Source organism: Rhodococcus sp. BUPNP1 (assembly GCF_002215235.1).
Classification (GTDB): Bacteria; Actinomycetota; Actinomycetes; order Mycobacteriales; family Mycobacteriaceae; genus Rhodococcus.
Map to the genome: position 1 here is coordinate 1 of NZ_NERM01000040.1, position 20,331 is coordinate 20,331.

Here is a 20,331-nt window from a genome sequence, read left to right on the forward strand (position 1 = left end):
CGCCTGCCCGGTGGTGCTCGCCGTCGACGATCCGACCCCCGCCCCCGCGGAGGCGGTGCTGCGCGTGGCGATCGACACCACTGGCACCACCGTGCAGGTCCGCACCGGCTACCGGCCCGACCTGGTGGACGCGCACACCGCCACCACCACCGGCCGGCGACTCGGCCGCGCCCTGACCGCGGTGCTCACCGACCCGCACCTGCCCGCGGGGGATCTGCCGTTCGTCGGCAGCGACGAGGTCGCCGGGCTGGTCCCGGCGCACGGCGACCCGGCCCGCTCCGCGCAGACCCTGCCGGAGATCCTGTGCGCGGTCGCCGCGGTGGTGCCGGACACCGAGGCGGTGGTGTGCGAGGACCGGCGCATGACCTACGGCGAACTCGACGCCTGGTCCAGTCGGCTCGCCCGCGTCCTCATCGGCGCCGGCGCCGGACCGGAGACCTTCGTCGCCGTCGGCATCGCCCGTTCCCTCGAATCGGTGGCGGTGATCTGGGCGGTCGCCAAGTCCGGGGCCGCCTTCGTGCCCGTCGACCCGAAGTATCCGGCCGAGCGCATCGAGTACATGCTCACCGACTCCGGGGCGATCCTGGGCCTGACCACCGCCGCGCACCGCGACGAGCTGCCCGACACGGTGCCCTGGCTCGTCCTCGACGATCCGGATCTCGACGCGCGGATCGCGCAGGCGAGCGAGGAGCCGGTCACCGACGACGACCGGCCGGGCACGCTGCTGTTCGACCATCCCGCCTACCTGATCTACACCTCCGGCTCCACCGGCCGCCCCAAGGGCGTGGTGGTGCCGCACCGCGGCCTGGCGAACCTGTCGGCGACCCTGCACACCCGCCTGGCCCCACCTCCGGCGGCGCGGGTGTCGCACTTCTCCTCGCCGAGCTTCGACGCGTCGATCTTCGAGTACATGACCGCCTTCGGCATCGGTGCGACCCTCGTGGTGGTGCCCGCCCACATCTACGGCGGCGACGAACTGGCGGCGCTGCTGCGCCGCGAACGGGTCACCCACCTGTTCTCCACCCCGGCGGCGCTGGCGTCGGTGGACCCGACCGGCGTCGAATGCGAGGCGGTCACCGTCGCAGGTGAGGCGTGCCCGCCGGAACTGGTGGCGCGCTGGGCACCGGGGCGGCGGATGTACAACGCGTACGGGCCCACCGAGACCACCATCGTCTGCAACATCACCGACATGCTGGTGCCGGGGGAGACCGTCACCATCGGCCACCCGGTGTGCGGCATCGACGAGCTGATCCTCGACGGGCGGCTGCATCCGGTGCCGGTCGGGGTCGCCGGGGAGCTGTACATCGCCGGTCCCGGCGTCACGCGTGGTTATCACGACCGGCCCGGCCTGACCGCGACCCGCTTCGTCGCCGACCCCTTCGGCCCGCCCGGCTCGCGCATGTACCGCACCGGCGACGTCACCCGCTGGCGGGTCCGCGACCCGCACCGTCCCGCCCGCTCGGTGACCGTCGAATATCTCGGCCGCTCCGACTTCCAGGTCAAGATCCGCGGGTTCCGCATCGAACTCGGCGAGATCGACGCCGCCCTGAGCGACCGCCCGGACGTCGCCTTCGCCGTCACCCTCGGCCGCGCCGCGCCCTCCGGGGAACAGATGCTCGTGTCCTACGTGCTGCCCGACGCCGGCTGTGTCCTCGACCCGGAGCAGCTGTCCGCGGCGCTGGCGGCGCGGCTGCCCGCCCACATGGTGCCCGCCGCGATCATGGTGCTCGACGAGATCCCGCTGACCGCCGTCGGCAAACTCGACCGCAAGGCACTACCGGAGCCGGTCTTCGCCGGTGCCGGCGGGGCGGCGGCGATGTCGCCCACCGAGACCGCGCTGGCCGCGATCTTCGCCGACCAGCTCGGTGTCGCCGAGGTCGGCGCCGACGACAGCTTCTTCGAACTCGGCGGCAACTCGCTGGTCGCCACCCGGGTGATCTCCCGCATCAACGACGCCTTCGGCACCGATCTGGGGGTGCGGTCGCTGTTCGAGGCCCCCACCGTGCGGGCGCTGGCGGCGAACCTGCCCGCCGGTGACGACGTCGACCGGCCCGCCCCGGCGCCGGTGCTGCCGCGCCCGGACCGCATCCCGGTCTCCGCCACCCAGCAGCGCCTGTGGTTCGTCGACCAGCTCGACCCGTCCTCGGCCGCCTACAACATCCCGGTCGCGTTGCGGCTGCGCGGCGCCCTCGACCACGCGGCGCTGGTCGCCGCGACCCGCGATGTGCTCGACCGGCACGAGGCGCTGCGCACCGTCTACCCGGCCACCCCGGCCGGGCCGATCCAGCAGGTGCTGCCCGTCGACGCGCTCGCCCTGGACCTGACCCCCACCGTCACCGACGATCTCGACGCGGACGTCGCCGCGGTGGTCGCGGCCGGTTTCGATGTCACCGTCGACCCGCCGCTGCGGATGCGGCTGTTCCGCGTCGCCGACGACGAGCACGTGCTCGCCGTGGTGGTCCACCACATCGCCGCCGACGGCGCGTCGCTGGCGCCGCTGTCGCGGGATCTGGTCACCGCCTACGCCGCGCGCGCCGCCGGCACCGTCCCGGACTGGGCGCCGCTGCCGCTGCAGTACGCCGACTACACCCTGTGGTTCGCGGATCTGCTCGGCGACGTCGACGACCCGGCCTCCCGCGCCGCCCGGCAGCTCGAGTACTGGCACGAGATCCTCGCCGGCGCCCCCGATCTGCTGGCGTTGCCCACCGACCGGCCGCGCCCGCCGCAGCAATCCTTCCGCGGTGCGAGCGTCGACGTCGAGATCGCCCCGGAGCTGTACGGGCGGATCCGGCAGCTCGCCCACGCCCACACCGCCACCGAATTCATGGTCGTGCACGCCGCCCTCGCGGTGCTGCTGGCCCGGTTGTCCGGCGGCGACGACATCGTCGTCGGCACCCCCGTCGCCGGGCGCAGCGACCGCCACCTCGACGACCTGGTCGGTATGTTCGTCAACACCATCGCGCTGCGCACCGCGGTGCCCGCCGAACTGTCCTTCGCCGAGTTCCTCGCCGCGGTGCGCGACACCGACCTGGCGGCCTTCGCGCACACCGACCTGCCGTTCGACCGGCTCGTCGACGCCGTGGTGCCGGCCCGCTCGGCGGCCTATTCGCCGCTGTTCCAGGTGATGCTCGCCTTCGCCGACACCACCGGCGCGCACCTGACCCTGCCCGGCCTGGACGTCGACATCACCGAGATCGACACACGCACCACCAAATTCGACCTGCACCTGCAGCTCGGCGCGGTCGCCGACAGCGACGGCCGCACCCACGCGCTGCGCGGCGCGCTGTCCTACGCCACCGACCTGTTCGACCCCGCCACCGCCGCCGCGCTCGGGCAGCGTCTCGTGCGGCTGCTCGAGACGGTCACCGCCGATCCGGCGGTGCCGGTCGGCGATGTGGATCTGCTCACCGCCGACGAACGCCGCAGCGTGCTCGACACGTGGAACGCCACCGCCGCCGACGCCGGTCCCGCCACCACCCTCGGGGCACTGTTCGCCGCGCAGGTCGCCGCGACCCCGCACGCCCCGGCTGTCACCGTCGACGGCCGCACCCTCGGCTACGCCGAATTCGACGCGGTCACCAACCGGCTCGCGCGGCGGTTGCTGCGCGCCGGCGCCGGACCGGACCGGGTGATCGCCCTCGCCGCGCCGCGCTCGCTGGATCTGCTCGTCGGCATGTACGCGATCGTCAAGAGCGGCGCCGCCTATCTGCCGCTGGATCCGGACCATCCCGCCGAGCGGCTGCGCTACGTCCTCGACACCGCCGCCCCGATCGCGGTGCTCACCACCAGCGACGTCGCCGACGCCCTGCCGGACACCGGCGCGGAGGTGCTGCGCATCGACCGGCTCGACCTCGACGACGAATCCCCGGCGGCCCTGACGGCGGCGGATCGGCCGGAGCCGACCGGCGCGCATCTCGCCTACGTGATCTTCACCTCCGGCTCCACCGGCCGCCCCAAGGGCGTGGCGGTGCCGCACGCGGCGATCGTCAACCGGTTGCGCTGGATGCAGCACACCTATCCGCTGTCGGCCGAGGACACGGTGGTGCAGAAGACCCCCGCCACCTTCGACGTGTCGGTGTGGGAGTTCTTCTGGCCGCTGCAGGTCGGGGCGCGCCTCGCCGTCGCCGCCCCCGGCGGGCACCGCGATCCCGGTTACCTGCTGCGACTGTTCGCCGAGGAGCGGGTCACCGTGGCGCATTTCGTGCCGTCGATGCTCGCGGTGTTCGTCGACGCCCTGCACGGCCGCGACCGGGAGCCGCTCGCGTTGCGGCAGGTGTTCGCGTCGGGGGAGGCGCTGCCCGCCGAGACCGCCGCCGCGCTGCGCGCGGTGCTGCCGGACACCGCCCTGCACAATCTTTACGGGCCCACCGAGGCCGCGGTGGACGTCACCGCCTGGACCACCACCGACACCGACCACGGGTCGGTGCCGATCGGGCTGCCGGTGTGGAACACCCGCACCTACGTGCTCGACGCGCGGCTGCATCCGGTACCGGCCGGCGCCGCCGGCGAACTGTATCTGGCCGGCGTCCAGCTCGCCCGCGGCTATCTCGACCGCCCCGCGCTGAGCGCCGACCGGTTCGTCGCCGACCCGTTCGGGGCGCCGGGGGAGCGGATGTACCGCACCGGGGATCTGGCCACCCGCCGCGCCGACGGTGCCCTGATGTACTTGGGGCGCACCGACTTCCAGGTCAAGATCCGCGGTCTGCGCATCGAGCTCGGCGAGATCGAGCAGGTGTTGCGCGCCCGCGACGAGATCGGGCAGGCGGTGGTGCTCGTCCACCACGGCGCCGACGACCGGCTCACCGGCTATCTCGTGCCCACCCCGGGCCGCAGCATCGACACCGCCGCGGTCACCGCCGATCTGGCCGCGCAGCTGCCGGACTACATGGTGCCCACCGCCCTCGTCGTCCTCGACGCGCTGCCGGTCGGCCCCAACGGCAAACTCGACCGCAACGCGCTGCCCGCCCCGCCGGCACCGACCGCCGCCGGTGGCTATCGGGCGCCACGCACCCCCACCGAACAGCTCGTCGCCACCGTCTTCGCCGACCTGCTCGGCGTCGACCGGGTCGGCGCCGACGACCACTTCCTCGACCTCGGCGGCACCTCCCTGCTCGCGATGCGCGCCGCCGCCCGGCTCGCCGCGGACACCGGCGGTGAGCTAGGTATCCGGGAGATCTTCGACCATCCGGTCGTCGCCGATCTCGCCGCGCACCTCGACCAGCCCGACCGCCCCGGCGCCGGGCGCGGCGCCCCGGTGGCCGGGCCGCGCCCCGACCCGGTCCCGCTGTCCCCGGCGCAGCAGCGGATGTGGTTCATCAACCAGTTCGACACCACCTCCCCGGCCTACAACATCGCCGTCGCCCTGCGCCTGACCGGCCGGCTCGATCAGGCGGCGCTGCAGCACGCCATCGGCGATGTCGTCGCCCGGCACGAATCGCTGCGCACCCGCTATCCGCTCACCGACGACGGGCCCGTGCAGGTGGTGGTGCCCGCCGGCGCCGTTGTGCCGGATCTGGCGGTGCTCACCGTCGACGACGGCACCGACCTCGACAGCGAGCTCACCCCGATCCTCGCGGCCGGATTCGATGTGGCCACCGAGATCCCCATCCGCATCCGGGTGCTCGCCCTGACCGAGGACGAGCACGTGCTCGTCCTCGTCGCCCACCACATCGCCGCCGACGGCTTCTCCATGGGGCCGCTGGCCCGCGACGTCATCGCCGCCTACAGCGCCCGCCACGCCGGGCAGGTCCCGCAGTGGACCCCGCTGCCGGTGCAGTACGTCGACTACACCCTCTGGCAGCACCGGGTGCTCGGCGACGACACCGACCCGACCTCGCTGGCCGCCGAACAGCTCCGGTTCTGGCGCGCAGCCCTCGCCGGCGCCCCGGAACTGCTCGAACTGCCGCTGGACCGGCCCCGCCCGGTGCAACCGTCGCGGCGCGGCGCCCGCATCCCGTTCACCCTCCACGCCGCCGCGCACCGCCGGCTGCTCGACATCGCCCGCGCCCACGACGCGTCGGTGTTCATGCTGGTGCACGCCGCGCTGACGGTGCTGCTCGCCCGCCTGTCGGGCAGCGACGACATCGTCGTCGGCACCCCCGTCGCCGGGCGCGGTCACCGCGCCCTCGACGATCTGGTCGGCATGTTCGTCAACACCGTGGTGCTGCGCGCCCGGGTCGACGACGACGAGCCGTTCACCGCGCTGCTCGACCGCATCCGCACCGGCGACCTGACCGCCTTCGGGCACACCGAGGTGCCGTTCGAGCGGCTCGTCGAGGTCCTCGACCCGCCCCGCTCGACCGCCTACACCCCGCTGTTCCAGGTGCTGCTCGAATTCCAGGACACCGAACGCCCCGAGATCGAACTGCCCGATCTGTCGGTGCGGGTGATCGACCTCGATCCGATGCTGGCGCTGTTCGACCTGCAGCTGTCGATCGCCGAGACCACCGACGCCGACGGCCCCGCCGGCATCCGCGCGTCGTTCACCTACGCCACCGACCTGTTCGACCCCGCCACCGTCGCCTCGTTCGCCGACCGGTTCGTGCGCATCGTCGAGGCGATCACCGCTGCCCCCGACATCGCGGTGGGCAGCATCGACATCGTCACCGACCGGGAACTGGCCGATCTGACCCCGGCGCGGGGCCTGCCGCCGGTCTCCCCGCAACTGTGGCCGGAACTGCTCACCTCGATCGCCGCGATCCTGCCCGACGCGGTCGCCCTGCGCTTCGCCGACCGGCAGGTCACCTACGCCGAACTCGACGCCTGGTCCACCCGCGTGGCGCGGCTGCTCGTCGACGAGCACCGGATCGGGCCGGAAACGGTGGTCGCGCTGGCGTTGACCCGCTCGGTCGACTCGGTCGCGGTGGTGTGGGCGGTCACCAAGACCGGCGCGGCGTTCGTGCCCGTCGACCCCGCCTACCCGCCGGAGCGGGTGAGCTACATGCTCACCGACAGCGCCGCCGCCCTCGGCATCACCACCGCCGCGCACCGCGACGCGCTGCCCGCCGAGGTGCCGTGGCTGGTGCTCGACGACGCTGCGGTCGCCGCCCGGATCGCGGCGACGAGCGACGCGTCGATCACCGACGCCGATCGCACCGCTCCGCTGCACTTCGACCACCCGGCCTATCTGATCTACACCTCCGGCTCCACCGGCCGCCCCAAGGGCGTGGTGGTCACCCACCGCGGCATGACCAACCTCAACGCCGAGGTGCGCAGCCACTTCACCATCACCCACCGGGCCCGCGTCTCACACCTGGCGTCGCCGAGCTTCGACGCGTCGATCTTCGAGTTCACCAAGGCGTTCTGCGCCGGCGCCACCCTGGTGATCGTGCCGCCGGACGTCTACGGCGGCGACGAACTCGCCCGGCTGCTGCGCGAGGAGAAGGTCACCCACGCCTTCATCACCCCCACCGCCCTCGCGTCCCTCGACCCCACCGGACTCGACGACCTCGAGGTCCTCGTCGTCGCCGGTGAGGCCTGCCCACCGGAGCTGGTGGCGCGCTGGGCGCCGGGACGGCGCATGTTCAACGGTTACGGCCCGTCCGAGGCCACCATCGAGACCAGCGTGAGCCCGCAGCTGCGGCCCGGGCACACCGTCACCATCGGCGGCCCCGCGGTCGGCTTCCACCAGACCGTCCTCGACGACCGGCTGCGGCCCGTCCCCGTCGGGGTGGCGGGCGAGCTGTACATCGCCGGGCCGGGGGTGGCCCGCGGCTACCATCGCCGCCCCGACCTGACCGCCGCCCGGTTCGTCGCCGACCCCTACGGCACCCCCGGCGAACGCATGTACCGCACCGGCGATGTGGTGCGCTGGCGGCACGACGGCACCGTCGAATACCTCGGCCGCTCCGACTTCCAGGTCAAGGTGCGCGGCTTCCGCATCGAACTCGGCGAGATCGACGCCGCCCTCACCGCCCACGACGCGATCGCCTTCGCGCACACCATCGGGCACACCGCACCCAGCGGCGACACCGTGCTCGTGTCCTACGTGCTGCCCGACACCACCGACACCACCGCCGCGCAGATCGATCCGCGGGCGCTGCGCGCCTGGGCCGCGGCGCGGCTGCCCGGCCACATGGTGCCCGCCGCGGTGGTGGTGCTCGACGAGCTGCCGCTGACCCCGGTCGGCAAACTCGACCGCCGCGCCCTGCCGGTGCCGGACCTGACGCGGCTCGGTGGCGACTACCGCGCCCCGAGCACCGATCTCGAGGCCACCGTCGCCGAGATCATCGCCGAGGTCCTCGGGCACCCGCAGGTCTCCGTCGACGACAACTTCTTCGATCTCGGCGGCAACTCGCTGATCGCCACCCGCGTCGTCGCCCGCCTCAACGCCGCGCTCGGCACCGACGCCGGGGTCCGCGCCCTGTTCGAGGCCCCCACGGTGCGGGCACTGGCCGCACGGATCCTCGACGATCACGGTGGGCACGGGCGGGTACCGCTGGTCGCTGCCGAGCGGCCCGAACGGTTGCCGCTGTCGCCGGCGCAGCAACGCATGTGGTTCGTCAACCAGTTCGACATCACCTCCGCCGCCTACAACATCCCGCTCGCCATCCGCCTGTCCGGCCGCCTCGACGTCGCGGCGCTGACCGCGGCGGTGCGCGACGTGCTCGACCGGCACGAGAGCCTGCGCACCTGGTATCCCGGCGACGAGCAGGGTCCCCGCCAGGTCGTCGTCGACACCGACCGGGTGCTGCCCGCGCTGACCGCCCGGCCGGTCACCGCCGAGGAGTTGCCCACCGAACTCGCCGACTTCGTCGGGGCCGGTTTCGACGTGGCCGCGGCGGTGCCGGTGCGGCTGCGGCTGTGGCGCCTGGACGAGCACGCCCATGTCCTGGCGGTGGTGGTGCATCACATCGCCGCGGACGGCTCGTCGATGGCGCCGCTGGCCCGCGACCTGATGCTCGCCTACACCGCCCGCACCGGCGGGCAGGGCCCGGATCGGGCGCCGCTGCCGGTGCAGTACGCCGACTACGCCCTGTGGCAGCGCCGGCTGCTCGGCGACCCGGACGAGGCGACCTCCCTGGCCGCCGCGCAGCTGCGGTTCTGGCGCGACACCCTCGCCGACGCCCCCGAACTGCTACCGCTGCCCACCGACCGGCCGCGCCCCACCCAACGCAGCTTCCACGGCGCCCTGCACCGCTTCACCGTGCCCGCCGACGTGCAGCGGCGCCTCGAGGCGCTGGCCGCCGAGCACGACACCACCGTGTTCATGGCCGTGCACGCGGCGTTCGCGGCGCTGCTGGCCCGCCTGACCGGCACCGCCGACATCGTCGTCGGCTCCCCGGTCGCCGGGCGCGGCCACCGCGCCCTCGACGATCTGGTCGGCATGTTCGTCAACACCGTGGTGCTGCGCACCCCCGTCGACGGCGCCCTGTCGTTCACCGACCACCTGCACCGCACCCGCGAGATCGACCTCGCCGCCTTCGGGCACACCGAGCTGCCCTTCGAAACCCTCGTCGACGTGCTCGCCCCGGCTCGCGAGACCGACAGGTCCCCGCTGTTCCAGGTGGTGCTCGAATACGGCAACACCGAACAGGCGCATCTGGTGCTGCCCGAGCTCGAGGTCGACGCCCTCGACCCGGAGCTGCCCGTCGCCAAGTTCGACCTGCAACTGACCCTGCAGGACCCCGACCCGGCCGGGGTGGGGGAGAGGGGCGGGATGCCGGCGGCGTTCACCTACGCCACCGACCTGTTCGACCCCGGCACCGTCGCCTCGTTCGCGCAGCGGCTGGTGCGGCTGCTCGACGCGGTCACCGCCGACCCGCACCGCCCCATCGGCGACGTCGATCTGCTCACCGACGACGAACGCCCCGCCACCCCGATGCCGCTGCGTCGCGCCACGGAGACCCTGCTCGATCTGTACGCCCGCGGCGCCGGACTCGATCCGGCCGCGACCGCGGTCACCGCCCCCGACGGGACGCTGCGCTACGACGAACTCACCGACCGGGTGCAGCGGCTGGCCCGGCTGCTCGTCGAGCACGGCGCCGGACCGGACCGGCTCGTCGCCGTCGCGTTGCCGCGCGGCACCGACCTGATCGTCGCGCTGCTCGCCGTGCTGCACAGCGGCGCCGCCTATCTGCCCATCGACGTGGCGTTCCCGCCGGACCGGCTCGCGTACATGTTCGACGACGCGGCCCCGGTGTGCCTGCTCACCTCCGCCGACCACGCCACCGCCCTGCCCCCGCACACCCCACCGGTCGTGGACCTGCACGACCCGGCCGTGCGCACCCGCCTCGACGAGATGCCCGGTGGCGGTGACGGATTGCCGCGCGTGCACCCCGATGCGGCGGCGTACGTCATCTACACCTCCGGCTCCACCGGCCGCCCCAAGGGCGTGATGGTGCCGCACCGCACCGTCGTCACCCTGCTCACCGACACCACCGAGATGTTCGGTTTCGACGCCTCCGATGTGTGGACACTGTTCCACTCCTACGCCTTCGACTTCTCGGTGTGGGAACTGTGGGGTGCGCTCGCCCACGGCGGCCGGCTCGTCGTCGTCGACTACCACACCGCCCGCAACCCGCAGGAGTTCCTGACGCTGCTGCGCCGCGAACGGGTCACCGTGCTCAATCAGACCCCGACGGCCTTCTACCAGCTCATCGACGCCGACCGCGCCGCCGGCACCGACCTGCCGGCGCTGCGCCGGGTGATCTTCGGTGGGGAAGCCCTCGACTTCGGACAGCTCGACCGCTGGTACCGGCGCCACGACGACACCGCCCCGACGCTGGTGAACATGTACGGCATCACCGAGACCACCGTGCACGTCACCGCCCGCACCATCACCCGCGACCTCGCCGCCACCGCCGCGGCGAGCCTGATCGGGTCGCCGTTGCCGTCGCTGCGCCTGCACATCCTCGACAGCCGGCTGCATCCGGTGCCCACCGGGGTGATCGGCGAACTGTACGTCTCCGGCGCCCAACTCTCCCGCGGCTATCTGCACCGCCCGGATCTGACCGCCACCCGGTTCGTCGCCGACCCGCACGGCGCCCCCGGCGACCGGCTCTACCGCACCGGGGACCTGGCGCGCCGCACCCGCGACGGCGAGATCGAATATCTCGGCCGCGCCGACTTCCAGGTGCAGCTGCGCGGGTTCCGCATCGAACTCGGCGAGATCGAAGCGGCGCTGCTGCGCGCCCCCGGTGTCGGCCGCGCCGTGGTCGTCGTCCACACCGACGACGCCGCCGGCACGGAACGTCTCGTCGGCTACGTGGTGCCCGAGACCGGCCACGATCTCGACGTCGACGTGGTGCTCGAGCATGCCGCCGGGGAACTCGCCGCGTACATGCTGCCGTCCACCCTGATGGTGCTCGACACGCTGCCGGTCACCGCGACCGGCAAACTCGACCGGCGTGCGCTGCCCGCCCCCGACTTCGCCGCCCGCACCACCGTCTCCCGCGCCCCGACACGCGGCCCCGAAACGGTGCTGGTGGAACTGTTCGCGCAGGTCCTCGGCCTGCCGACGGTGGGGGTGGACGATTCGTTCTTCGCCCTCGGCGGCGATTCGATCATGTCCATCCAGCTGGTCTCCCGCGCCAAGGCCGCCGGCCTGGACCTGACCCCGCGCGAGGTGTTCGAACACAAGACCCCCGCCGCGCTCGCCGCGGTCGTCGGCACCGCCGCCCCCGCCGAGACCCTCGCCGAGCTGCCCGGCGGCGGGGTCGGGGACATGCCGCTACCGCCGATCGCGCACTGGATGCTCGACCGCGGCGGCAGCATCGGCCGCTACTCGCAGGCGCTGCTGCTGCGCCTGCCCACCGGCCTGGACGCGGCGACGCTGCGGACGATCGTCACCGCCGTCCTCGACCGGCACGACATGCTGCGCGTGCAGCTGCGTCCGGCGCCGGACGCTCCCGGCGGACACGTGCTGCACGTACCCGCCCCGGGCAGCGTCGACGTCGACACCGTCGTCCACCGGGTGCCGGTCACCAGCGCCGCCGACAGCGACGACTTCTTCGCCCTGGCCGCCACCGAACTCGACGCCGCCGCCGACCGCCTCGACCCGCACAGCGGGCGGGTGGTGCAGCTGGTGTGGTTCGACGCCACCAGCGGCGCCGGCCGGTTGCTCATCGTCATCCACCATCTCGCCGTCGACGGGGTGTCCTGGCGCATCCTCGTCCCCGATCTGGCTGCCGCGTGGGCGGCCGCCGCGGCCGGCGGCGCCCCGAGTGGTGCGCTGCTGCCCCCGCACACCGGCACCAGCGTGCGCCGCTGGGCCCACGCCCTGCGCGACGCCGCCCCCGAGCGCCGCACCGAACTCGACTTCTGGCGCGGAGTGCTCGACGGACCGAACCCGCCGCTCGGGCACCGGATGTTCGATCCGGCGCGCGACACCAACGCCACCGTCACCACCGTCGCCACCGAACTGCCCATCTCGGTCACCGAAGCGCTGCTCACCGCCGTGCCCACCGCCTTCCACGGCGCCGTCGACCACGGGCTGCTCACCGCGCTCGCCCTGGCGGTGGCGGCGTGGCGCCGCGACCGCGGCCACGACCCGACCTCGCTGCTGCTCAACCTCGAAGGGCACGGCCGCGACAGCACCGCCGCCGCCGGCGCCGACCTGTCCGGCACCGTCGGCTGGTTCACCACCATCCACCCGCTGCGCCTGGACCTGACCGGAATCGACCTCGACGACGCGCTCGCCGCCGGCCCGGCCGCCGGTCGCGCCGTCAAGACCGTCAAGGAACACCTCACTGCCGTCCCCGACCACGGCACCGGCTTCGGGCTGCTGCGCTATCTCGACCCCGACACCGCCGCCGACCTGGCGCACGCGCCGGCCCCGCAGGTCAGCTTCAACTATCTCGGCCGCCCCACCGCCGGGGTCACCGACACCGACACCCCCTGGCTGCCCATCGACGGCTTCCCACGCGGTGGGGCGCAGAGCCCGGACATGCCCGCCGCCGCGGTGCTCGACATCAACGCCGTCACCGCCGACACCCCCACCGGTCCGGTGCTCAAGGTGCACTGGTCGTATCCGGCCGGGCTGCTCGACGACGCCGACGTCACCGCCCTCGCGCACCACTTCGCCACCGCCGCCACCGCATTGACCCGGCACACCCGCAGCCCGCACGCCGGGGGCCTGACCCCCTCGGATCTGCCGCTGGTGCGACTGCACCAGGACGTCATCGAACGCCTCGAGCAGCGCTACGGGCGCCTGGACACCGTGTGGCCGACCGCGCCGCTGCAGACCGGTCTGCTCTTCCACGCCCTGCTCGCCGGGGACCGCCCCGACGCCTACATCGTGCAGCTCGTGCTCGACCTGCGCGGTGAGGTCGACGCGAGTCGGATGCGCCGTTCCCTGCAGCTGCTGCTCGACCGGCATCCGGCGTTGCGCGCGGCGTTCCCCGCCGCCGGGGACGGGCACGTGCAGGTCATCCCCACCCACGTGGAGGTGCCGTTCACCGTCGCCGACACCAGCGACGACCCCGACCCCGACGACGCCGCCGCGCAGCTGCTCGCCCTCGATCGGCGCACCCGCTTCGACACCGAGACCGCGCCGCTGCTGCGCGCGACCGTCGTGCACACCGGCCCGGGCCGGCACCTGCTGGCGTTGACGAATCATCATCTGCTGCTCGACGGCTGGTCCACCCCGGTGCTGATCCGGGAACTGTTGATGCTCTACGCCACCGACGCGGACCAGCGGGCACTGCCGCCGGCACCGCACTACGGCAGCTACCTCACCTGGCTCGCCGACCTTGACCCGCAGGCCTCTCTCGACGCCTACCGCCGCGCCCTCGCGGGGGTGGACGAGCCGACCCTGCTCGCCCCGCAGCACCGGCCCGGCACCACCGCCGGGATCTCCGAGGACCTCGACCTGGACCTGGACACCGGCCTGTCGGTGCGGCTGCACGACACCGCCACCGCCCGCGGCGTCACCGTCAACACCCTGGTGCAGACCGCCTGGGGTGTGGTGCTCGGCGCGCTCACCGGCCGCACCGACGTGGTGTTCGGCGCGACCGTCTCCGGGCGGCCGCCGCAGATCCCCGGCATCGAGGCGATGGTCGGGTTGTTCATCAACACCGTCCCGGTGCGCATCACCGTGCGGCCCGGCGACACCGTCGGCGGGCTCGTCGACCGGGTGCAGGCCGAACAGGTCGCGCTGCTCGATCACCACCATCTCGACCTGGGCACCCTCGACCGGCATCTCGGGGCCGCGGTGCGGTTCGACACCCTCACCGTCTTCGAGTCGTATCCGGTCGAACGCGCCGGCCTCGACCGCGACACCGACCTCGGTGGCATGCGGGTCGCCGACATCACCGGCCGCGACGCCGCGCACTACCCGCTGTCGGTGGTCGTGCACACCGACACCGCGGTGCACCTGCGCATGAAGTACCTGCCGGAGGTCTTCGACCGCGACGCCGTCACCGCGATCGCCACACGCATCACCGCCGTGCTCGACGCCCTGACCGGCGACCCGGCCGCCCCGATCACCGCGCTGCCGGCGCTCACCACCGCCGAGCAGGACGCGCTGCTGCCGGTGCACGGACCGGCCGGGGGCAGCGACGTCGCCCTGCCGCACCTGCTGGCCGCGACCGCCGCCGCACACCCGGATCAGCCGGCGCTGCGCGACGGGGAACGGGTGCTGACCTACCGCGACCTCGACGAACGCTCCACCCGGCTGGCGCGGGTGCTGCTGCGCCACGGCGCCGGCCCGGAAACCTTCGTCGCCGTCGGCATCGCCCGCTCCGTCGAGTCGGTGACCGCGATGTGGGCGATCACCAAGACCGGCGCGGCGTTCGTGCCCGTCGACCCGCGCTATCCGGCCGAACGCGTCGCGTTCATGCTCGACGACTGCGGCGCCACCGTCGGCCTGACCACCACCGCGCACCGCGACCAGCTCCCGGACACGGTGCCGTGGCTGCTGCTCGACGACCTCGACCGCGACGCCGCGGGGGAGAGCACCGCCACGATCGACGACACCGACCGCACCGTCGCGCTGCGGCTCGATCACCCGGCCTACCTGATCTACACCTCCGGCTCGACCGGCCGCCCCAAGGGTGTGCTCACCACCCACCGCAGCCTGGAGAACTTCGCCCGCGATCAGCGCGGTCGCTTCGGTGCCGGTCCCGGCGCGCGGGTCATGCACGTCTCGTCGCCGAGCTTCGACGCGTCGATCTTCGAATACCTCCTCGCGTTCGGGTCCGGCGCCGAGCTGGTGGTCGTGCCCCCGCACATCGTCGGCGGCGCCGAACTCGGCGCGCTGCTGCGCGAGCAGCGGGTCACCCACGGGTTCATCACCCCCGCCGCGCTCGCCTCCCTCGATCCGGCGGATCTGACCGCCTTCACCGATCTCGCGGTCGGTGGGGAGGCGTGGCCGGCCGACCTGCAGACCACCTGGGCGCCCGGGCGGCGTCTCGTCGACGCCTACGGGCCCACCGAGACGACCATCATGGCCGCGATCAGCGATCCCCTGGGTGTCGACGACCCGCTGACCCTCGGCGGACCCTTGCGCGGGGTGCACGCCGTCGTCCTCGACACCGCGCTGCGGCCGGTGCCGTTCGGCGCCGTCGGTGAGCTGTATCTGGCCGGCTGGGGCGTGGCCCGCGGCTATCACGCCCGGCCCGCGCTGACCGCCGCCCGGTTCGTCGCCGACCCCTACGGTGCCCCCGGCGAACGCATGTACCGCACCGGAGATCTGGTGCGCTGGGTCGGTGACCTCGACCGGCGGGATCTGCGCATCGAATATGTCGGGCGCAGCGACTTCCAGATCAAGATCCGCGGCTTCCGCGTCGAACTCGGCGAGATCGACGCCGTGCTCGCCGCCCACCCGGCCGTCGGGTTCGCCGCGACCGTCGCGCACCGCGCCCCGAGCGGGGAGACGGTCCTCGTCGCCCACCTGCACCCCGCACCCGGCGCCGACATCGACCCAGTCTCGGTGAAAGCCCATGTCGCCGAGCTTCTTCCGGCGCACATGGTGCCCACCGTCATCAGTGTGCTCGACGAGATCCCGCTGACCCCGGTCGGCAAACTCGACCGCGCCGCCCTGCCGGCACCGGAGCTGACCGTCGGCACCGGCGACCGCCCGGCACCCACCGACCCGCTCGAGTCGCTCGTCGCCGACGAACTCGCCGAGATCCTCGGTCTCGACCGGCTCGGCGTCGACGACAACTTCTTCGACCTCGGCGGCAATTCGCTGCTCGCCACCCGCGCCGTCGCCCGCCTCGGCGACCGGCTCGGCCGGCCCGTGCCGGTACGCGCCCTGTTCGAAGCCCCCACCGTCGCCGCGCTCGCCGCGCACCTCGACGACCGACCCACCCCCGAGGTCGAGGAACCCGCCGCCGGCACCACCTCCGGCCCGGTCGCCGCACCGCGGCCCGAGCACATCCCGCTCTCCCCGGCGCAGCAGCGACTGTGGTTCATCAACCAGTTCGACCCGACCTCCGCCGCCTACAACATCCCCCTGGCCATCCGGTTGTCCGGGCATCTGTCCCCGGCCGCGCTCGGCGCCGCCCTGCACGACGTGCTGGCCCGGCACGAGAGCCTGCGCACCGTCTACCCGGCGTCGGCGGCCGGACCGCACCAGCGGATCCTCGCCGCCGCCGACGCCCCGCTGCCGCTGGACGTGGTGCCCGCCGGGGAGGACACCGTGCACACCGCCATCGCCGACTTCCTCGGCGCCGGATTCGACGTCACCGTCGACATCCCGGTGCGGGCACGGGTGTTCTCCTTCGGCCGCGACGACCATCTCGCCGTGCTGGTCGTGCACCACATCGCCGCCGACGGCGGCTCCACCGGCCCGCTCGCCCGCGACCTGATGATCGCCTACGCCGCCCGCAGCCGCGGCGAGACCCCGGCGTTCGGTCCGCTGCCGGTGCAGTACGCCGACTACACCCTGTGGCAGCTCGACCGGCTCGGCGACCCGGACGGCCCCGGCACCCTCGCCGCCGACCAGACCGCCTACTGGCAGCAGCGCCTCGCGGGACTGCCGGAGGTGCTGCCGCTACCCACCGACCGGCCGCGGCCGCCGCAGCAGTCCTTCCGCGGCGACATCACCCGCTTCACCGTCGACGCCGAGCTGCTCGCCCGGCTGCAGCAACTCGCCGCCGCCCGGCACAGCACCGTGTTCATGACCGTGCACGCGGCGTTCGCGGTGCTGCTGGCCCGGCTGTCCGGCAGCGACGACATCGCCGTCGGCTCCCCGATCGCCGGTCGCGGGCACCGCGCCCTCGACGATCTGGTGGGCATGTTCGTCAACACCGTCGTGCTGCGCACCGCGGTATCCGCCGAGCAGTCCTTCACCGAGCTGCTCGCCGCCGTCACCGACAGCGACCTCGACGCCTTCGCGCACGCCGATCTGCCCTTCGACCGGGTCGTCGACGCGCTCGCCCCGACCCGCTCGACCGCGCATTCGCCGCTGTTCCAGGTCTCCATCGAATTCCACACCGCCGAGCTGCCCGCGGTGGAGCTGCCGCACCTGAGCGTGCAGGGCGTCGCCCTCGACCCGACGGTGTGCAACTTCGACCTCGAACTGCTCGTCGGGGAGAACGCCGAGGGTGGTCTCGACGCCGCCTTCGTCTACGCCACCGACCTGTTCGACGCCGAGACGGTGCGTGGCTTCGCCGACCGGTTCGCCCGGCTGCTGCACGCGATCGCCGCCGACCCGCACCGCCCCGTCGGTGATCTCGACCTGCTCACCGCCGGCGAACACACCGCGCTGGTGCCCGCGACCGGACCGGAGGCCGAACCGGCGGTGCTGTGGCCGCAGCTGCTCGACACCGCTGTTGCCGCCGCCCCGGATGCCGTCGCGGTCGTCGACGGCGACCGACAGGTCACCTACCGCGAACTCGACGCCCGCGCGCATCGGCTCGCACGGCACCTGCTCGACCGCGGCGCCGGACCCGAACAGGTGATCGCCCTGGCGATCCCGCGCTCGCTCGAATCGGTCACCGCGGTGTGGGCGACGGTGCGCAGCGGCGCGGCGTTCGTGCCGGTCGACCCCACCTATCCGGCCGACCGCATCGCCTTCATGCTCGACGACAGCGCCGCGCGCATCGGCATCACCGTCGCCGCGCACCGCGACGCGCTGCCCGACGAGGTGGACTGGCTCGTCCTCGACGAGATCGACCTCACCGAAGGGCCGGTCGCAGCGATCGACGCCGCGGACCGGCCGACGGTGCTGCGCCCGGATCATCCGGCCTACCTGATCTACACCTCCGGCTCCACCGGCCGCCCCAAGGGCGTGGCGGTCACCCACCGCGGCCTGGCCTCCCTCGCCCGGGAGGAACGCGACCGGCTGCAGGTCACCGCCGCGGCCCGGGTGTCGCATCTGGCGTCGCCGAGCTTCGACGCGTCGATCTTCGAGCAGATGATGGCGCTGTGCGCCGCGGCGACGCTGGCGGTCGTGCCGCCGCACGTCTACGGCGGCGACGAGCTCGCCGCGGTGCTGCGCGCGCAGCGGGTCAGCCACGCCTTCATCACCCCCACCGCGCTGGCCTCGCTCGATCCGGACAGCGTCCCCGAGCTGCACACCCTGCTCGTCGCCGGCGAGGCACTGCCACCGGAGCTGGTGGCGCGCTGGGCGGTGTCGCGGCGGGTGATCGACGCCTACGGCCCCACCGAGGCGACGATCATGACCTCCCTCGGTGACCCGCTCACCGTCGGCGAACCCGTCACCATCGGCACCCCCAGCCGCGGTTTCCGCGCCCTGGTCCTCGACGGGCGGCTCCAGCCCGTGCCCGTCGGGGTGGCCGGGGAACTGTATGTCGCCGGGCCGGGTCTGGCCCGCGGCTACCACGACCGGCCTGAGCTGACCGCCGCCCGGTTCGTGCCCGACCCCACCGGCTCGGGGGAGCGGATGTACCGCACGGGGGATCTGGTGCGGTGGACCGCCGATCATCGCCTCGACTACGTCGGCCGCACCGACTTCCAGGTCAAGATCCGCGGCTTCCGCGTCGAACTCGGCGAGATCGACGCGGCACTGACCGCGCACCCGCAGGTGGTCTTCGCCCACACCCTCGGCCACACCGCGCCGTCCGGGCAGGCCGTGCCGGTGTCCTACCTCCGCCTGGCCCCGGACGCCGATGTCACCGCCGCCGAGGTGAAAACGTTCGTTGCGCAGCATCTTCCGCCGCACATGGTGCCGGCGGTGATCACCGTGCTCGACGACATCCCGCTCACCCCGGCCGGCAAACTCGACCGTGCCGCGCTGCCCGCCCCGGATTTCACCGCCCCGGCCGGCGACTACCGGGCACCGGGTACCGACCTCGAAAAGCTCGTCACCGACCTGTTCGCCGAGCATCTCGGTCTCGACCGGGTCGGGGTCGACGACGACTTCTTCGATCTCGGGGGCACCTCGCTGCTGGCGACCCGGTTGCTGCCGGCGCTCGGGGAACGACTCGGGCGACGGGTGCCGATCGCGTCGATCTTCACGCACCCGACCCCGGCGGAACTCGCCGCGCACCTGAGCAGCGGCGAGTCCGAGGCGGGCAGCGGCATCGACGAGGCGTTCCGGGTGCTCGTGCCGCTGCGCCCCGGTACCGGCACCGCGTTGTTCTGCATCCATCCCGCCGCGGGGCTGGCCTGGCCGTACAGCACCCTCGCGCACCGGCTCGACGACGACCGGCCGGTCTACGGCCTGCAGTTGCCGGCGCTGTCCGGTGGTCCGCGGCACGACACCATCACGGCGCTGGCCCGCCACTACGTGCGGGAGATCCGCCGGGTGCAGCCGCACGGCCCGTATCACCTGCTGGGCTGGTCGCTCGGCGGGGTGGTCGCGCACGCCGTCGCCGTCGAACTGCGCCGCGCCGGGGAGATCGTCGACACCCTCGCCCTGCTCGACAGCCACCTGGTGGTCGGGGCGTCCCCGGCCGTCGGCACCCGCGACATGCTGCGCGATCTCGGTCTCCCTGTCGACGACGGCGAGCCGAGCTTCGAACACGCCGCCGCGGTGCTCGACGAGGCGTTCGGCGGCGGCACCGGATTGACCGCCGCCCACCTCGAACGGCTGCACGCCGGCTCGACCGACACCGCCCGCGCCGCGCGGCGGCACGAACCGGACACCTTCGACGGGGACGCATTGTTCTTCACCGCGGCCCGCTCGGAGACCCCGGTCCCGGCGGTGGCGGCCTGGCACAACGTGATCGCCGGGGAGATCCACCAGTACCGGCTCGACTGCGATCACCACGAGATGGTGAGCGCCCGGGCGGTGGAGACGATCATCGCGGTGCTCTCGGCGCGGCTGACCGAGAGCGACGCGGCGCTGCGCCGGTGGGGACGGATCGAGGTGCACGCCGCCGGCCGCAACGGGGACCGCCGCAACTGACCCACCTCATGCACGCTATGCATGATTGGGGATGCACATTATGAGTTGGATCAATCCTCGGGGGGTCGCTTCAC

The 20,331-nt window shown here is 73.5% G+C and carries 1 protein-coding gene; it reads left to right on the top strand.

Annotated elements, in window-relative coordinates; genetic code table 11:
- Positions 1-64 precede the first annotated feature (64 nt).
- The gene (locus tag B9C99_RS23780; protein ID WP_253250187.1) at positions 65-20,257 is read left to right on the top strand and encodes a non-ribosomal peptide synthase/polyketide synthase; all 20,193 of its coding nucleotides are present in this window, start codon (positions 65-67) and stop codon (positions 20,255-20,257) included.
- The last annotated feature ends 74 nt before the right edge of the window (positions 20,258-20,331 follow it).